The organism is Vibrio methylphosphonaticus, assembly GCF_023634655.1.
Lineage (GTDB): Bacteria > Pseudomonadota > Gammaproteobacteria > Enterobacterales > Vibrionaceae > Vibrio > Vibrio methylphosphonaticus.
In genome coordinates this window covers 250,405-267,327 of the sequence record NZ_JAMKMS010000006.1, presented here as the reverse complement: position 1 = coordinate 267,327, position 16,923 = coordinate 250,405, and the positions used below count along the sequence as shown (strand labels likewise).

At 42.5% G+C, this 16,923-nt stretch carries 16 protein-coding genes; 6 read left to right on the top strand and 10 right to left on the bottom strand.

The features are described 5' to 3' along the window. Position 1: 1 nt before the first annotated feature. From cpaB to M9196_RS09655, 3 genes are read right to left on the bottom strand one after another with little or no spacing between them, the layout of a single operon-like run. A complete protein-coding gene (gene cpaB, locus M9196_RS09665; protein ID WP_250617327.1) occupies positions 2 to 844 on the bottom strand; it encodes a Flp pilus assembly protein CpaB in 843 nt (280 codons plus the stop codon). An 11-nt stretch (positions 845 to 855) separates the two neighbouring features. Continuing rightward, complete coding sequence (locus M9196_RS09660; protein WP_250617326.1) at positions 856 to 1,308, bottom strand: A24 family peptidase; 453 nt, start codon at positions 1,306 to 1,308, stop codon at positions 856 to 858. A gap of 25 nt (positions 1,309 to 1,333) precedes the next feature. Next, positions 1,334 to 1,543, bottom strand: a complete 210-nt coding sequence (locus M9196_RS09655) for a Flp family type IVb pilin (protein WP_250617325.1) — start codon at positions 1,541 to 1,543, stop codon at positions 1,334 to 1,336. A 328-nt stretch (positions 1,544 to 1,871) separates the two neighbouring features. On the opposite strand from M9196_RS09655, the gene M9196_RS09650 reads away from it, so the two are divergent. Together M9196_RS09650 and M9196_RS09645 are read left to right on the top strand one after the other, a co-directional pair. Further along, positions 1,872 to 2,726, top strand: a complete 855-nt coding sequence (locus tag M9196_RS09650; protein WP_250617324.1) for a LysR family transcriptional regulator — start codon at positions 1,872 to 1,874, stop codon at positions 2,724 to 2,726. A gap of 97 nt (positions 2,727 to 2,823) precedes the next feature. After that, on the top strand, positions 2,824 to 3,660 hold the full coding sequence (locus M9196_RS09645; RefSeq protein WP_250617323.1) for a transglycosylase SLT domain-containing protein: 837 nt from the start codon (positions 2,824 to 2,826) through the stop codon (positions 3,658 to 3,660). Between the two features lie 53 nt (positions 3,661 to 3,713). Here the strand turns inward: M9196_RS09645 and M9196_RS09640 are convergent, their stop codons facing one another. From M9196_RS09640 to M9196_RS09630, 3 genes are all read right to left on the bottom strand, one after another. After that, a complete protein-coding gene (locus tag M9196_RS09640) occupies positions 3,714 to 5,261 on the bottom strand; it encodes a hypothetical protein (protein ID WP_250617322.1) in 1,548 nt (515 codons plus the stop codon). 228 nt (positions 5,262 to 5,489) lie between these two features. Further along, positions 5,490 to 6,398, bottom strand: a complete 909-nt coding sequence (gene nagK / locus M9196_RS09635; RefSeq protein ID WP_250617321.1) for an N-acetylglucosamine kinase — start codon at positions 6,396 to 6,398, stop codon at positions 5,490 to 5,492. A gap of 151 nt (positions 6,399 to 6,549) precedes the next feature. Continuing rightward, positions 6,550 to 7,296, bottom strand: a complete 747-nt coding sequence (locus M9196_RS09630; protein WP_250617320.1) for a tRNA-uridine aminocarboxypropyltransferase — start codon at positions 7,294 to 7,296, stop codon at positions 6,550 to 6,552. A 76-nt stretch (positions 7,297 to 7,372) separates the two neighbouring features. On the opposite strand from M9196_RS09630, the gene M9196_RS09625 reads away from it, so the two are divergent. Beyond that, positions 7,373 to 8,185: a sterol desaturase family protein gene (locus M9196_RS09625; protein WP_250617319.1), complete on the top strand. Its 813-nt coding sequence runs from the start codon at positions 7,373 to 7,375 to the stop codon at positions 8,183 to 8,185. A gap of 29 nt (positions 8,186 to 8,214) precedes the next feature. Here M9196_RS09625 and M9196_RS09620 read toward each other — a convergent pair whose 3' ends face one another. Next, complete coding sequence (locus M9196_RS09620; protein ID WP_250617318.1) at positions 8,215 to 10,260, bottom strand: methyl-accepting chemotaxis protein; 2,046 nt, start codon at positions 10,258 to 10,260, stop codon at positions 8,215 to 8,217. 147 nt (positions 10,261 to 10,407) lie between these two features. On the opposite strand from M9196_RS09620, the gene M9196_RS09615 reads away from it, so the two are divergent. Further along, the gene (locus M9196_RS09615; protein ID WP_250617317.1) at positions 10,408 to 10,878 is read left to right on the top strand and encodes an NlpC/P60 family protein; all 471 of its coding nucleotides are present in this window, start codon (positions 10,408 to 10,410) and stop codon (positions 10,876 to 10,878) included. 116 nt (positions 10,879 to 10,994) lie between these two features. Here M9196_RS09615 and M9196_RS09610 read toward each other — a convergent pair whose 3' ends face one another. Together M9196_RS09610 and M9196_RS09605 are read right to left on the bottom strand one after the other, a co-directional pair. Next, positions 10,995 to 11,339 (bottom strand): DUF3802 family protein, encoded by a 345-nt coding sequence (locus M9196_RS09610; protein ID WP_250617316.1) that lies wholly within the window; start codon positions 11,337 to 11,339, stop codon positions 10,995 to 10,997. A gap of 176 nt (positions 11,340 to 11,515) precedes the next feature. Next, positions 11,516 to 12,073: a DUF1439 domain-containing protein gene (locus M9196_RS09605; protein WP_250617356.1), complete on the bottom strand. Its 558-nt coding sequence runs from the start codon at positions 12,071 to 12,073 to the stop codon at positions 11,516 to 11,518. Between the two features lie 342 nt (positions 12,074 to 12,415). On the opposite strand from M9196_RS09605, the gene M9196_RS09600 reads away from it, so the two are divergent. Beyond that, a complete protein-coding gene (locus M9196_RS09600; RefSeq protein WP_284677143.1) occupies positions 12,416 to 14,020 on the top strand; it encodes an ABC-F family ATPase in 1,605 nt (534 codons plus the stop codon). Positions 14,021 to 14,192: 172 nt separating this feature from the next. On the opposite strand, the gene M9196_RS09595 is transcribed toward M9196_RS09600, so the two are convergent. Beyond that, complete coding sequence (locus tag M9196_RS09595) at positions 14,193 to 15,149, bottom strand: homocysteine S-methyltransferase family protein (protein ID WP_250617315.1); 957 nt, start codon at positions 15,147 to 15,149, stop codon at positions 14,193 to 14,195. Between the two features lie 256 nt (positions 15,150 to 15,405). On the opposite strand from M9196_RS09595, the gene M9196_RS09590 reads away from it, so the two are divergent. Further along, positions 15,406 to 16,674, top strand: a complete 1,269-nt coding sequence (locus tag M9196_RS09590) for an O-acetylhomoserine aminocarboxypropyltransferase/cysteine synthase family protein (protein WP_250617314.1) — start codon at positions 15,406 to 15,408, stop codon at positions 16,672 to 16,674. Positions 16,675 to 16,923 lie beyond the last annotated feature (249 nt).

The following is a 16,923-nucleotide window of genomic DNA, read 5'->3' as shown; positions in this document are numbered from 1 at the left end:
ATTACAATTCTCCTCCGCGCCCATTTTTGTTTTTTGAACCTCGCATTTCTTCTATTCCGATGTAATTACTCATTACATTTCTAACATCGGCATACACAGGTTCTTCGTAATCTCGACTCCGGTACACTTCAAGATGCATAGTTCGCTGAGCAAGCGCTAATCTCGCGACTTCTGTCGGTGGGATTTCAATAATAATGGTGGTAAAACCATCCTCTTGATTTCCTACGACTGGTTTTACTTTCTGTTCGTCATCTTCTGTCCCCATATTTAGGACTTTGACGTTCTGTAAGAACAATGTGGCAGTAACACCTTTGAAACGGATAGGTTTTTCGACAGCACCAGACAAATTTGAGCTCGGTGAGCTCACCGTCAAAATATCGATGCGTTCACCTGGTCGAATAAAATCACTAATCAGATTTTTATTACTCACGACAAGGGGGTATAGGGTCATCCCTTCAGTCACAAGTAAATCAATATATCCTGGGTCATTTTCACGCGTAATATGTTCAGGAAGAACAAGAGCGCCTTGCGGTATGTCTCGATTGAATAAGGTTGAAGGGCTAAAGTCGAGCTCAACATCTGAGCGAATACCTTCATCAAGCGCTTTAGCTAGTGGCATTTGTTCGCGTTTTAGGGCGTCTGACACTATTGCCTCACCCCGCTCTATCGTATTGATGGCTCGCCAAACAGTGATATACTCAACAGTCTCTTGCTGAGGTTGTGGTGGGTCTGATTTAGCCACAACGGGTGCACCGTTTTTATTTTTTAATACGCTATCGTAGATTCCATAGCCACCAACTAATATAGCTATGAGAGCGACGAACACAATTATTCGAGATCTCATAATTTCACCTGTTAAACATATAAATTACATACCGTATTGAAAAACCCAAAACTAATCGCCAAACCATAAGGTAAACCCGCTTCACCGCTCTCAGGAACTAATTTTAAGATTCGGTATTTTAGCAAATAAAAAAGTGCCAGCGCTCCTCCAATAATGGCCACATTAAAGATCGTAGCGCCTAGGTAATGAATTGGAATAGCAATTGAAAAAGCAATCATTAACTTAACGTCACCACCACCTAGTATTTTAAAACCAAAGGCAGTCAGTGTTAACAAACAAACAATTACGACACTAATTAGATGTGAGGTAACTCCTTGCTTCGACTCATATAAAAGGAGGACAGAACAAATTAAAATAACAACACCGTAAACATTACTTATTTTCCGTAATGCTACATCACTGGCACAGATTAGAGCGCAAGTAATGAGCATTACGGCGATAAGTATAAAATCAAACTGTGTCATCTCAGGCAGCAAAATATTGCTAAGTCTAAGAGTTAGCGCTACTTATATTCGTCGCAACGGTACCAAATGCAGTTGATAAGTTTTCTACAAACCCACCATCAGCAGTCAACACCGCGGCTAGCAATACTGCCATTGCTACTGCAATTAAGCCGTATTCAATGGCGGTAACACCTCGATTATCTTCTTTAAGACTAGTCAGAAAATTAGTCGCTTTTACGTATAGTTCAGTCATCATGGTAATATTCCCTCTATCAACTGTTTGCACTTAGCATTGATAACTGTAGAACCTGGATCACTGTCTCAAAAGTGAACGGTATCGAGAATACCGATACAATGTATTCAATTAGTACAAGCCCTCCTAAAACTATTGCATTACATTTTCATTAAAGTTAATAAAATTCAATAAATTAGATTAAGATGACTAATTTTTCAAACTAGCTTAAGTATAAAAATCAATGAAAAATAACGTGACATGCATCACACTTTTACCATATTGACATTCATACTTTACAGAAAATGTTACGCTTTCAACTGGATTTACAAAGCGAAATGAGGATATTGGGATGAAGTTGCCATTCGACAATTTGCTCTCTTTTCACGCAGTTGTTAGCTTCGGGTCGTTTAGTAACGGCGCAAGAAAACTTGGAAAATCTCAGTCAACGATCTCTGGTGCGATTAAAAACTTGGAAAACGAACTTGACTACTCACTGATTGATCGCAGCAAAAAGTCTTTGACACTAACGGACAAAGGGAAAAAGATCTACCAACTCTCTGCCCCCATCATATCCAAATATTATGAATTAATTCAGGTTGCTGAGTCTCTTCATAACAGTGACACTAGTAAAATTCGTATCGGTATTGATCCATTAATATTTAATGATGACGTTAAAAAAGTTCTAGTCGCATTTTCTGAAGTATTTCCTGATACAGAACTTACAGTATTTACAAAACCGAGCCAAATATTAGGGCAATACATACACAATCACAAAGTCGACATCGCGATTGGTAACCCTTATCATAAAACTGAATTGTCTTTTAACATCGATGAGCTCTTCAAAGTTAACTGCAGCTGGGTTATCCATAAAGAAGTATCCACAGACTCAGATTTGTCTACTATGCGTCTATTATTAATCGATGGTTGTGAGAGTTTTGTGGATATTTCTAGTATTGCAAAACACAACACTTGGATACTTGATGACACTAGTACTATATTAGACCTTTGTTTGGCTCAAAAAGGAATAGCATTTCTACCACACCACTTAATTAAGAATCACAACAGACGAGATGAACTTATTACATTCTCTGACGAAATTAACTTATTTGGAAAACAACTTTATGCATCCATGTTTTGGCCGCTCCATACCGACTTCACTAGGCAGCATCAATGGATTCATAACAAGCTACGTAACGCGCGATAACACTTAGTAACTTAAATATACCAAGCCACCAGATTCGCTTATTTCTCTCCTTATCAAAAACAAGACGGCTTCCTCTAGCCTAAATGGCTATTATTCTATGAAAAGAGATGATGTGGAGAGGACAATGACCAGTGTATGCACGAATCGAAGAAGAATAATTTCAACCAGAAGTATCTGTGTAGTGCTCGCTTGTCTTACCGAATTGGCCGTCGCAAGTAAACTAACTGACTTAGAAAGTAAAGCTTTACCGAGTGTTCGTGACAACTCAACAAAGATACTCGTTATCAAACCTAACTCATCTATATCAACTAATAAAAACGGTCCATCTTCAATCATAGAACTACGAGGTGGCCTTACATCTCCTCAATACCTGACGAAAGAAATCAGGAACATCAACCCGCACAAAAAAGCCATGCAGTACTTTCCTATCGTTCAAAAAGCATCGAAAACATGGGGAATTGACGTTAGCTTGATACTTGCCGTTATCCATGTTGAAAGTTATTTTGATCCTAGAGCGCGCTCATCAGCGCCTGCCTATGGCTTAATGCAAGTAATGAAAGATGGAGCCGTAGCAGAAATTTCACAACGTTATTATTCTCAATCAACATTCACTACAGAGCAGTTATACAGTCCGAGCATAAATATTAACATCGGAACCGCTTACTTAAGCGTCTTGAAATTATATTACCTTAAAGATATTCGCTCCTCTCTTTCAAGAGAGTGGTTAGCCATAGCGGCTTATAACTGTGGTCCTTCAAATTTACTTAAGTACTTTAAACGTACTAACTCCGTAGAAAAATTTTCTCATATGGTGAATAAAATGACTGAAGATGCACTCTTTGACTACTTAACCACTGAATTTCCAATTAGTGAAACGAGAAGCTATGTAAAAAAAGTAATTAACCACAAAAGTACCTATCGCAACCTCCATTAATCTAACTAAATATTACTAATAAACAAATAACTATCCAAACCAACTCACAAAGTTCATTTCTTTAGGTACAGCTGGTAAACTGACTTATCAACGAAAACACTTTCAACTTTTTTGTATTGATTGATGGCATCAACAAACTCTGGATACTCCAAGAGTACGTTAAGTAACTGGGTTTCTCCATAGCGCCTCACCGTTTCATCTCGCAACTGTACAACGAGGACACGAGGTTTATTTACATTAATATCGTCCGTAATTGTCTGTTGTACAAACCGAATCGTTTCGCGATGCTGGCTGTTTTGTGGCTCTGTTATTGCTATAGGCAATAGCCAAAAATTGGGTTGCCTTGCTAGCCATGAAAGCCCGGAATGCACAGGAATTGTGTGATGTGGGAGCATATTAGTTGAAGCTAGAAAAATTATATTGTCCCCTCTGTCTGTATATTTATCTACTTTCTGAGATAAATTCAACACATCGGGATCCACAAACATTTCATCCGACAAATTTTGCTCCTTAGCAACAAATTGATGCCATGCTGTAGAATAGTCAACTTGATAACTCCTTCGTATATCTTCATGTTTAAATACAACAATGGGAAGAACAGACAGTAATAACAATACCGCCGTTTTAATTGAGAAATTATCGACAGCATCCTTTAGCATAATAATAACTGCCATATAAGCTAGAGAAAATGAAAAGGTAAACGCAGGTATTAGATGGTAACCAAATGCTGTTCTCCCCATAATAAACGCACCTAATGATGCGATAAAAAAAAGAAATATAACAAAGACTAACTGACTATAGTGTGGTCTTTTCTTCAAAAGATAGTAAGGTATCAACATCACTAACAAAAAGGCAGATGCCGTCATTAGCACATCAATAAAGTCCGGAAAGTAACCGCCGTAATACGTTCTAGCCAAGGGGACAATAAAGTTAAAGTACTCCGGTTGAAATAAAACCACAGCAAGTAAGTATCCCCCACCAAAAATAACGACCGTTGCTATCTCTCTCCACCTATAGAACAGTGTATTATTCTTGACCATATACAATTCCGCAAATATAACAACAAGCAGGTATTGGGGTTTAAGGCATATAGATATTGCTACCATTAAAAGTGAAACAACACTTAATAGTCTATACTGACCACTATTGGAAGAGCGTAACACCTCTGTTAAATAAACAACTAATCCTGCAGCAATCAGGTGTTCACGTTGTCCAAAACTTATTTGTAGTATTAAAAACAGTCCAGAAGCTAATGAAAGTGTAAGTAAAATCTGCATGTTTTTATTTAAGTAAGACAAATTCAACCAAGCTAGATATAACCCAACTAGTAAGTATAAAATGACACCTAGTCTAAGCGATGATATATCACCAAGAATGCCCATATAAAATGGCATAAGGAAAACTTTGTAAATATAGACAATAAGTGGCGGGTTAACTTCATAATACTCATTATAAAAGTGGCTCAAACCAGTATTTTTTGCCATTGTTAACAAAAAGGAAACATCACCATTGAGTGGCATCAGTGCTTGCACCATTAATGTGTCAACGGCCAATATGGCGACGGCGAGTAGTAATAACATCTCTTTTACTTTCTCTGACATTGGCCCTTCTCCAATTGCGCAAGCCTAACTCATTACATTAAGCAATAGCAGTATCTGCCCAAAATTCAACGAAAGTAAATTACGCAGTAAGCCATGTCTTCAAAACGCTACATTTCTGATAACCCTTCTACCCTATTCGCATTAACCTTGCTACTGAACAACCAGCTATAAAAAAGCCAATGGTATAAACCATTGGCCTAAAAATCTGAGTTTATTCTTGGAAATTAATTATTTAATATTCAAGAACGCGGCGCCACGAACACCACCAGAATCGCCATGTTTCGCTTTAACGATCTTAGGGCACTTTGCTACCGACATGAGGTGTTTAGGAATGCGCTTAGGCATCTCTTCGTAAATGAGTTCATAGTTCGATAAGCCACCACCTAGCGTCACTACATGCGGATCATTACCAGTGAAGATGTTCGCTAAACAGATCGCGAGGAGCTCCATGAACATATCAACAAATTCTGTTGCTGAGGCATCACCCGCCTCACGCGCCTTGATGATCTCTATCGCTTTCTTCTTCTCACCGTAATAATGCGCGTACAGAAGCTCAAAACCACGACCAGATAAATAGTTATCTAGGCAGCCTTTGTTTCCACAACCACATTCTAACAAAGGTGCGTTTTCACCTAGATGGAACCACGCATCAATAGGAAGACGCATATGGCCAAGCTCACCCGCAACGTTGTTGCGACCAGAGAACACTTTACCTTTATAGATAAGACCGCCGCCAAATCCAGTGCCTAAGATAAGTCCCATAACCGATGGCGAGTCTTTTAATTCATCATCCCATGCTTCAGACAATGCAAAGCAGTTCGCATCATTTTCAAGCTTCACTTCTCTACCGATAAGTGCTTCAAGATCACGTCGAAGTGGCTGCCCTTTCGCACAGGCAATATTTACCGTTAGCACCGTTTCGTCGTCTGCATCTTCCATCCCTGGAAGACCAAGGCCAACTTTGCCTTCAACGCCAAGCTCACCGTCATATTTCGCGACAAGCCCTGCAAGCGTATCAAGCAGTACTTGGTAATTGTCACTTGGTGTTGGGACACGTTCAGTAGCCACTCGTTCTAGATTTTCGTTGAATGCACCAAACTCAATTTTTGTGCCACCGACATCAAAGCCGTAATACATACAAAACTCTCCTTGCTAACCCAAAATTCGGGTGAAAAATAAATATCTTCGGGCATTATCCATATCCCTACCCCCTCAAACCGTGACTCAGCGCTAAGTTATCCTCTTGCCTAACTTAGTTGCTCAACATGTCAGCACAATCACAAGGAGTTTAGAGGGATGTCTCATCACCGATCAGCGCGATATACTTATGTAAATCCGGTCTGGTACGATCGATTGAGTAACGAGTCTTGCTCATCATGTAACTTTCTCTAAACGCCGCAAACCAATGGTCAAGGACTTGAGAAGCCTTTGCTTCGCCAAATTGTTCAAAGACCAAACTTGCCACTTCCGCCGTTGCTAGATGCCCCTCAATATTTGATTTTCTCATAATGTAATTCGATATCGCTTCAGGCTTAATCGAACATACTGGAAACTCATCAAGGTAAGGCGATTTTCTAAACATTCGACGCGCCTCGCGCCAACTACCATCTAAGAAAATAAACAGCGGCTTTTTACCTGTTGCGATTGCTTCATGCTTTTTCTCAAATGTCAGTAAGCGAGACTTATCGTCAACATAATCTTCTGGAAACACGACAATAGGCTGATATCTCTCATCACTCAGCAATTCGAGTAAGCGGGAGTCAGGTTCAGTGCGGCTCCAAGCATAGGCGTAACCTTCTTTCACTGTATCTAGAATTAAGCGCCCTGTATTACTGGGTTTTAATATCTCTGCGTCAGAGACAAGCAGTAACACTGCAATGTTGGACTCAACGTCTGGCTGGTAGTCACAGATACAATACTGCTGCGCAATTTGGCACTGGGGACAACGTTTGACCTTAGCTCCGCGCGCGTTAAACGGTTTAGTGGCAATAGCAAGTCGATCATTATAAAGGCGGTGGAAAGCGTGAAATCTCATTTTCGTGGTAATCTTAGGGCAGATGCCGGAATTCTAACCCTGCTTATCCTAATTAGACAGAGGAAACCGTAAATTGATGGAAAATAGCGACGCGATCCGTCTTCTCATTTTTATCACTGTGCTCGTCGGCTGCGCGTTTTGGGAATACCGTTCACCAAGGAAAGAGCGGACACGAACCCGTCAGCTTCGCTGGAGCAATAACCTTGGCTTAGTTGGGCTCAATTCTATTCTGTTAGCAACGGTGATGCCCTTGCTAGCCATCGACGCGGCTTACCTGGCGCAGCAAAACAATATAGGTCTATTCAACCAGTTCGACGCCATTAGGCAGTCTGAGCTCGCGCTTTGGTTACTTACTCCACTTTGTGTCGTGTTGCTCGACGGTGCTATCTATTTCCAACATCTCCTTTTTCATCGCGTACCTTTTTTATGGCGCTTGCATCGAATGCATCACTCAGATCGTGATATTGACGTCACGACCGGTGCTCGATTTCACCCCATCGAAATTATATTGTCGATGCTCATTAAAATCACACTGATCCTGTTGCTCGGCATACCTCCAATCGCAGTGTTGCTATTTGAAGTCATTCTCAATGCCAGCGCGATGTTTAACCATAGTAATGGCTTTCTGCCGTTATCCTTGGACCGAACGCTTCGTAAATGGATAGTGACACCAGATTTTCACCGTGTACACCACTCGGTAATTGCCAAGGAAACGCATTCCAACTTCGGTTTCTTCCTATCTATCTGGGATCAGCTGTTTGGTACGTATCAAGCGCAACCTGAAAAAGGACACCAAGATGTCGTCATCGGTATTCCTCAATTTTCCAATCCAAAAGAACAAAGGCTAGATAAGATGCTTACCCAACCTTTTAGAGACTCAGACACTTGAGGAAGGCTGAGTTGTAGGAGCATGGTTTATTACGAGCGAGTTGGTGCCAGTTGGTATTTATGTAACATTGCCTGCTGATGTCCGGCAATATCTGCGACTTGCTCTGCGCTCTCCACCATAGACTCTAACTGTAAATTAGCGTTTTCAGCTTGCGCACTCACATGTGTAATAGAGCGACCAACCTCTGCTGTTGCACGCTCTTGCTCTTCTGTGGCTACAGAAACTTGTTCAACACGTTGGCGGATCTGAGCAATGGCGTTTTCAATATCCTCAAACGACGTTTTAACTCGCTCGCTCGATACCAGTGCCTGGTTCATTTCATCACGCGACTCAATAACTGACTGACGCGACTCTTGTGCGGCTTCTTTTAGTTCTGTCATCATTTGACGAATGTTGGTTGTTTGGTTGGAGGTATCACTGGCGAGCTTTCTCACTTCATCTGCCACAACCGCAAATCCACGTCCCATGTCTCCAGCTCGCGCGGCTTCAATCGCCGCGTTTAATGCCAGTAGATTGGTGTTGTCGGCGATGCCGCTAATAAGATCCACCATTTCTTGAATTTGTTTCACTTTTGTATCGAGTTCATCCATTGACTCTGCATTACTGCTTAACGTGGTTTCCAATGAGTGTAAACGCTCTCGATTCGACTCAACAGCTTCTAACCCCAAGGTCGCAAAGCTCTCTGCCTGCTGAGAATCACTCAACGAAGCATTGGTAACAGAAGAAATCTCATTGATTGAGGCTTCTAGCTGCGTCACTGTAGTCACCATGCCATCAAGCGATGTGTTTTGCTCACGCATGCTATTGCGCGTTTCTTCCGCCGCGCCATGACTAATTTCTGCTGTTTGATACAAGGTTTCACAGTTTCTTGTCACCATTTCGATCGAGTCATGCGTAGTCTCAGTGACGTTATTGAGTTTTAGGGCAATATTTTGAATCTCGCTTGGGCCTGTCAGTGCAACCGTGTTTGTCAGATCATGTTCAGTCAACAGTTTCAGCTGATTGGCAATGTTTTTCAGCGAGCGGTTGATCCAACGACGCAACATGAAAAATATGAATACGATGACAACAATCAAAATGGCAGTCGCCACAATCAAGCTATAGATGTTGAATTGAATGGTGTCACTCACCACGGCTTTACTGGCTTCAATCAGCGACGATGCTGTACTGGACACTTCCGATAACAATTGAGACGTTTCATCTGCGAGCGCTGTTGCTCGAGATAACTGTATTTGCTGCTCTTCCACCAGCTCTAATCGGGCTAAGATTTGACGCAAGACACCTTCAGCTTGAAACCCATCCTTCACCATGCCAAACGGCGCCGTCAAACTAGCAAATTCCTTTATTTCAGGGTGCGACTGAGCAAAATCATCAAAGGCTAAGTCGACACTGGAGAGACGATAACGCATTTCGCGATAATGCTTGTTTGCTTCGGAGAGCCTTTCTTGCATCATAAGTACTAGGAATGTACTTTCCATCGAACTGGCACTGACAATGAAACGACTCGCGGCATCGACAGCTGCTGGATGGTCATCAGATAAAATAAGGCTAATACGGTTCATTTCAGGCCCGATAGAGCTCAAACCATACCGAAAACCGCTCATCTCTTTGTCTATGTGTGCTTTCATTTCGACGATGCGAGCCTGCAACTCAAGTATTGACTGCGTCAGCGATTGCAGCTCTGTAATTTTGCTACTCAGTAACTCTTGTTGTTCGCTGGTGACGGCTTGATTATATAGGTCAGCAATGTCAAACAGCTGTTCTGACTTGATAGTGCTTGCTTCTACAAGCTCAGAAATACGCCCTTGTATCGTCGCCAGTTCCTCACCGGAATTCGTTTGCGTCCCGTAGCTGAGTAGTTTGACTTGTTCTAACACATCTTGCGTTAGCCCCGCATTGTTCATGGCTAATGGTAATGCGCGATTGGAAAGTGAATCAAATTGACGTTTAACTTGAGTAAGACCATTGGCACTTAACCAACTCAATCCAACAAAGAGCATTACAATAAGAAAGAAGATAATGCTGAGTGAGCGAATCAGTGAGGTGGAACCTTTCCTTGCTGTGGAGGCTGTCATGCTAAGTCCAATTATTTGGTCACACAATGAGTGTCTTCTCATCTAGGATGAGAATTAGACAACTCGTTGAATTAGTATAGAATTACTAGGAATAGTAGTTATTCTCAATGACAGATTTATTACACTTTTATTGAATGAAGATGACACATGAAGATTCGTAAGTTATTGATAATTTTCAGTATGGTTGCCGCTTTATCAGCGTGTTCTTCTTCGCCTGAACGCACCGCTCATACTCAGCAATCCTACAACACAGTAGATAACGCTCCATTTTTAAATGAATACAAAAAATGGCAGGGTGTCCCTTATCGGCTAGGCGGTACTAATTTCAGTGGTGTGGACTGCTCTGCTTTTGTTCAGGCCGTTTATAATGATGCCTATTCAGTAAAACTACCCAGAACCACTGCCCAACAGGTCAATATTGGCAACAAAGTGAATTATAGCAACGCACAAAGCGGCGATTTAGTGTTCTTCAAGACGGGTTATAAAACAAGGCATGTAGGTATTTATTTAGGTGGGAATACGTTCATGCACGCATCAACATCCAAAGGCGTCATTTTGTCGCGTTTAGATAATCCTTATTGGGCTGCTAAATTCTGGCACTTTCGCTCTGTCAATTAACCATTATGTTGCGTGATTTGATACAAAAAAAGAGGCGTAGCGCCTCTTTTTTCATCTTAAATTAGGATGAATCTATCTAAGGTTGATCTATGCTGGGATGGACCAATACAACGTCGCTAATCGTACTTTGCAACCGCGGTATCAAATAGATTTTTGACTAATGCGATATACTCTTCAAGAAATGAGACTTGCTCATTCGTTGCATTTCTATTCCAAACACCGGCCAACACCTCTTCAAGATCTTGGATCACCAAGTCGACTTCCTTAAGCAGCTTAAATCGCACACTGGAATGAAGTTCTGGATTTTGTTCAAACAATACCATGATATTCGACGCCACCATGTCGGTCGCCACATCTTCAATGGTTTCCGCACCTGTGTCACCCACCTTAGAGGTAAACACATCCAAATTCATGGCTAAATGCTCTATCAATGCTTGATAGCCATCAGTATCTACCACCACGACTGCTCTCCTAGCAACGGTAAAAAATGTAAGGTAAACATATCAAAGAAGACAAGCCTATGTAAGCGTTTGATTTAGAAAACCTACGCTATGTTATCGAGGTATGCTGTACCTCACATCTATTGTTTCGATAGGGCGTTATCAATTGTTGTCTTTTTAATCAGTTAGACTGTTTTCTAATTAAACAACTCGATCACCAGCTTATTATCTTTAACCACTAAATTGGGTTCGGCTGATTTTAGCAGCGCTTCTTGCACTTTAGAGCTATCGAGTTTATACACCGGATACTCGGATAACGCGTAGCCTATCATCGACACCGCGGGTTTAATTAGTGCCTTAATTTCAGGCGTTAGTACTTGTTTGCTCTCATCTAGCTGCTCCAAACGCAGTGATTTTAAAAATATTTCACCGCTTTCCGCTTGATAAGTCGGTATCGCACTGAATTCTAATGCCAGATCGAGACCTATTTTATCCGCATTTAGCATCTGAACTTCAGCACTGGTGTTTGCAAATACCGAGACTCGCTCGGCATCGCTGCGACCTATTTTTACCTGTAAATCATCTACGGATACTTGCGCGTACATCACATTCTCAATGCCTACCGACTGCTCAAAATTTACATTATCATGCAGATAGTTCGTCATATCTTGTTCGGTTATGCTGTAACTTGCGCACCCTGAGATGGCGAAAGCTGTACTAACTAATAGCCATTTGAAAACCGTATTTTTCACCATATCCGTTACTCTATTCATCTATGTTTGCGTGCCACTATTATTACTCTACTCCATCCTTTTCGTAATCGCTCCTTTTTACTGTCTTCCTAGCCCATTTGCTTCATTGAGAATGAGTTGGCGTCATCCATTCTCAAGGAAGATGAAAAAGATAAACTGTTCTGTGACTTACATCTCATGTCTGTTATTTGCTAGATAAATCTGTATAATCCGCCGCGTAACAATCTGTACTTTCATTTCTGTCGATTCGCTTTGTTACTTTTTGCTTATATTACGTTTTGCTTGTACTAATTTAGCTTAAGTGACTTTAAACGCATCGTCGTTCTCATACCTAGGAATACTTCTTTGATATCTACCGCTAACATCACCATGCAATTCGGCGCTGAGCCGTTATTTGAAAACATTTCAGCTAAGTTCGGTAACGGTAACCGTTACGGCTTGATCGGTGCCAATGGATGTGGCAAGTCAACGTTCATGAAGATTCTTAGTGGTGCCTTAACCCCAAGCTCTGGCAACGTATCAATGACACCGGGATTAAAACTGGGTGTTTTGAGTCAAGACCAGTTTGCCTTCGAGCAATACAACGTTATCGATGTTGTGATTATGGGTGACCGTAAACTTTGGGAAATCAAGCAAGAGCGAGATCGTATTTACTCATTACCAGAAATGAGCGAAGAAGACGGTATGAAGGTTGCTGAGCTCGAAAGTGAGTTCGCAGAAATGGACGGCTATACCGCAGAAAGCCGCGCTGGCGATATCTTGATCCAAGCCGGTATTGAAGAAGAATTACATTTTGGTTTGATGCAGCAAGTCGCACCCGGTTGGAAACTACGTGTTCTCCTTGCCCAAGCCCTGTTTGCTAACCCAGATATCTTGTTGCTCGACGAACCGACCAACAACTTGGACATTCATACCATTAACTGGCTAGCAGAAGAGCTTAACCAACGTAAGTGCACAATGATCATCATTTCGCATGACCGTCACTTCCTAAACTCTGTTTGTACTCATATGGCAGACATAGATTATGGTGAGCTACGTATTTACCCAGGTAACTACGAGTACTTCCTTGAAGCATCAGGGCTGATTCGTGACCAACTACTCGCGAGCAATGCAAAGAAAGCCGCTGAGATTAGTGAACTGCAAGATTTCGTTAACCGTTTTGGTGCCAACGCATCTAAAGCCAAACAAGCAAGCTCTCGTGCTAAAAAAATGGATAAGATTAAGCTCGATGAAGTGAAATCGACTAGCCGTATTAGCCCATCGATTGATTTTGGCGAAGGTAAAAAACTTCACCGTCAAGCCTTAGAACTACAAGATCTTGGACATGGCTTTGAAGGTGAAGTGCTGTTTGAAAAAGGCAACTTGCTTTTAGAAGCCGGCACTCGTTTAGCCGTTATCGGCGAGAATGGTGTTGGTAAAACTACGTTTTTACGTTGTCTTGTCAACGAATTAGAACAAAACCATGGTGTGGTAAAGTGGTCTGAGAACGCGTCTATCGGTTATTGCCCGCAAGATAGCACGGCTGATTTTGACAATGATCTGAGTATCTTCGATTGGATCTCTCAATGGCGCACGGTGAAACACGACGACTTGATGGTTCGTGGTATTTTAGGTCGTTTACTGTTTACCGCTGATGATGCGAATAAGAAAGCGAAGAACTGCTCGGGTGGAGAAAAGAACCGCTTATTGTTTGGTAAGCTTATGATGCAAGACATCAATGTATTAGTGATGGATGAGCCGACCAACCACATGGATATGGAAGCTATTGAAGCATTAAACAATGCCCTAAAGAAATATGAAGGCACTTTGATTTTTGTCAGCCATGACCGTGAGTTTGTCTCTTCTCTTGCAACATCAATCATCGACGTTAAAGACAAGCAGTTAGTACAGTTCCAAGGTACCTACAACGAGTACCTTGCGCACCAAAAGAAAATGCTCGCTATTAGTTAATACTTAAATAGCTAAGGATTGATTCACTGAGTACTTGCATAACTAGGTGCTTACATAGCTAAGTCCTTATATAACTGAGTCCTTACATAACTAAGTACGAAATAATTAAGGAGCAATGACACCATGTGTCCTTGCTCCTTGTCGCATTTGGCGATAGGCAGTCTCTGTAACATCACAAGTTTTGGTCGAGTTTCCATTTAGTTAATGCTCGAATATGATCAGGACTTATTCCGCAGCACCCACCAATTATTGACGCCCCAAGCTGATGCCATTGCTTGGCATAAGTTAAGTAGTCGTCTGGCGACAATGCACGCATCGACTGCAATGTCCCATTGGCTTCATGATCAGTCTTAATCGGCATAAAATTATTAGCGTATACGCCAATCGTAACCTCACGACCGCTCTGCTCAATCACTGCCCTAGCCTGCTGAATTGCCTGTGCCATCACTTCAGGAACCGAACAGTTAAACATCACCCCATCTACACCAAGGCTACACGCAGATTGGATCGCCTCATTTAGTGACTCGCCTGAACGCAGTGTTGCATTGTCGGTATCAGCGTCACTCAGGCTAAAAGCATAATAGGTTGGCTTGTTAGATACCTTCAAAATACGGTGTGTTACTTCAAACTCAGCAAAACTTGAGATGGTTTCTACAATCCAAAGATCCACATAAGGGTCTTGCGCGTTATACAGCGTTTCAATAACCGGCTCTGCTTGCTCCGCCTGAAATAAATCCGGTCGATAGCTCCCTAAAGGTGGTGGAATCGCACCCGCGACCCGCACGCTTTGTTGTAACGCTCCCTGCCTGCAGTCAGACTTCACCCGATCTTGTGATTCCGAAACGTCGTCCGAAGCCCGTGCAACTGATGCCGCAATTTGAGCAGCTTTCTGAGCAAGCAGCGCGCCCTCTTTCTCATAGCGCTCTGCACCAAGATGAAACGGCACGCACGCATAACTGTTGGCAATAATAATCTCGGCACCCGCATCAATAAAATTTTGATGCGCTTGACGGACATGCTCTGGTGACTCAATCAGAGCTTGTGCACTCCACAGCGGTTGCGAAAATGGTGCACCGATTTCTTGAAGCTCACGCCCCATGCCACCATCCAATATGGTTAATGATTTCATACTATCTACATCTAACTAAACTGTTGCCATCAATCTGCAGAGTACCAGAGTGAATGACGGAGTGCCACGATAGGCTGGTGACGTTCCCGCACAATTAATACGCATAGCGATTGACTCATTCAGTAAGTCGATTTAATAATGAGCACTGAACAAAAAACAACCCATTCATTAATACGTCTTTACGCTTGTGGCCGCTAACGGCGTTTAATGCTTCGCACTAGTGCTTTTAGGATTATCGACAAGACAAGGAAGAACGATGAAAGACGAAACGCTCTCGATTCATTTTGGTTACGAGACAGACCCGACGACGAAATCTGTCGCAACACCCATCTACCAAACTGTTGCTTACGAATTTGATAACGCTCAACACGGTGCGGATCTATTTAATCTAGAGGTTCCGGGTAACATTTACACCCGCATAATGAACCCAACCAATGATGTTCTAGAAAAAAGGCTAGCGGCATTAGAAGGTGGTATTGCAGGGTTGGCAGTGAGCGCAGGCAGCGCGGCTATCAATTACGCCATTTTGACGTTGGCACAGATTGGCGACAATATCGTGGCGACCCCGCAACTTTATGGTGGAACCTACACCTTATTCGCGCATATGTTGCCAAACCAAGGCATAGAAGTCCGTTTTGCCAAAGATGACAAGCCAGAGAGTTTAGCTGAGCTCATCGATGACAAAACAAAAGCGGTCTTTTGCGAAAGCATCGGTAACCCGGCAGGTAATATCATCGATCTCGCGCGTGTAGCGGAATTAGCTCACGCACAAGGTGTACCGGTCGTCGTTGATAATACGGTTGCGACTCCAGCGCTTTGCAAGCCCATTGAGTTTGGTGCCGACATTGTTGTTCACTCACTCACCAAGTATGTAGGTGGGCACGGCACAACACTTGGCGGCATGATTATCGACTCGGGTAAATTCCCTTGGACCGAACACAAAGAACGCTTTCCAGTATTCAGCCAGCCCGAAGCTTCTTACCATGATGTTATCTATTCAGACGCCTTTGGCGAAGCAGCCTTTATTGGGCGAGCCCGTACCGTTCCACTACGAAACACAGGCGCGGCACTTTCACCAATGAATGCATTTATGTTGATGCAGGGATTAGAAACTTTATCACTAAGAATGGAGCGACACACAGAAAATGCACTTGCAGTTGCCCAGTACCTCGCTGGCCACGACAGCGTCGCCTGGGTTAAATACGCAGGGCTCTCTGACTCGCCACATCATGCATTAGCAGAGAAATACATGAAAGGCAAACCGTCCGCGATTCTCTCGTTTGGACTAAAAGGGGGCTACGATGCAGGCGTGCGCTTCTATGACGCCCTCAATATTTTCAAACGACTGGTGAATATTGGTGACGCTAAGTCGCTCGCTTGTCACCCCGCTTCAACCACACATCGACAGCTGACGGAACAAGAGCAAAAACAAGCGGGCGTGTCGCCCGAAATGATCCGTCTTTCTGTGGGAATTGAACATATCGATGACATCATTGCCGATTTAGAACAGGCACTCAACGCTTAATTGCCATCCTGATGATGTAATGAGTAACGGAGGAAAGCGTCCCTTACTTTACCCGGTGCTCTTTACATCATTTAATCCCCGAATAGCGAAGTGCGACTCCCCCCACTAAAAACGCAGTTCGTCCAACTCATGACGCCTTCCCTTCCCATATCAAGGTTTTTCTTTTCATATTAAGCCACAAAAACTCGCACCTTTTGAACCACTGCAAGCGCTCAATATCCAAGCTGTGCCGATTATCACTGTATACCT

What these genes read in the sequence shown, in the direction of transcription:
- M9196_RS09625 (WP_250617319.1), top strand. Translation starts at nt 7,373, where the DNA reads ATGGAAAATAGCGACGCGATCCGTCTTCTCATTTTTATCACTGTGCTC.
- M9196_RS09660 (WP_250617326.1), bottom strand. Translation starts at nt 1,308, where the DNA reads ATGACACAGTTTGATTTTATACTTATCGCCGTAATGCTCATTACTTGC.
- M9196_RS09590 (WP_250617314.1), top strand. Translation starts at nt 15,406, where the DNA reads ATGAAAGACGAAACGCTCTCGATTCATTTTGGTTACGAGACAGACCCG.
- M9196_RS09645 (WP_250617323.1), top strand. Translation starts at nt 2,824, where the DNA reads ATGAAAAGAGATGATGTGGAGAGGACAATGACCAGTGTATGCACGAAT.
- M9196_RS09615 (WP_250617317.1), top strand. Translation starts at nt 10,408, where the DNA reads ATGAAGATTCGTAAGTTATTGATAATTTTCAGTATGGTTGCCGCTTTA.
- M9196_RS09595 (WP_250617315.1), bottom strand. Translation starts at nt 15,149, where the DNA reads ATGAAATCATTAACCATATTGGATGGTGGCATGGGGCGTGAGCTTCAA.
- M9196_RS09605 (WP_250617356.1), bottom strand. Translation starts at nt 12,073, where the DNA reads ATGGTGAAAAATACGGTTTTCAAATGGCTATTAGTTAGTACAGCTTTC.
- M9196_RS09655 (WP_250617325.1), bottom strand. Translation starts at nt 1,543, where the DNA reads ATGATGACTGAACTATACGTAAAAGCGACTAATTTTCTGACTAGTCTT.
- M9196_RS09630 (WP_250617320.1), bottom strand. Translation starts at nt 7,296, where the DNA reads ATGAGATTTCACGCTTTCCACCGCCTTTATAATGATCGACTTGCTATT.
- cpaB (WP_250617327.1), bottom strand. Translation starts at nt 844, where the DNA reads ATGAGATCTCGAATAATTGTGTTCGTCGCTCTCATAGCTATATTAGTT.
- nagK (WP_250617321.1), bottom strand. Translation starts at nt 6,398, where the DNA reads ATGTATTACGGCTTTGATGTCGGTGGCACAAAAATTGAGTTTGGTGCA.
- M9196_RS09620 (WP_250617318.1), bottom strand. Translation starts at nt 10,260, where the DNA reads ATGACAGCCTCCACAGCAAGGAAAGGTTCCACCTCACTGATTCGCTCA.
- M9196_RS09650 (WP_250617324.1), top strand. Translation starts at nt 1,872, where the DNA reads ATGAAGTTGCCATTCGACAATTTGCTCTCTTTTCACGCAGTTGTTAGC.
- M9196_RS09640 (WP_250617322.1), bottom strand. Translation starts at nt 5,261, where the DNA reads ATGTCAGAGAAAGTAAAAGAGATGTTATTACTACTCGCCGTCGCCATA.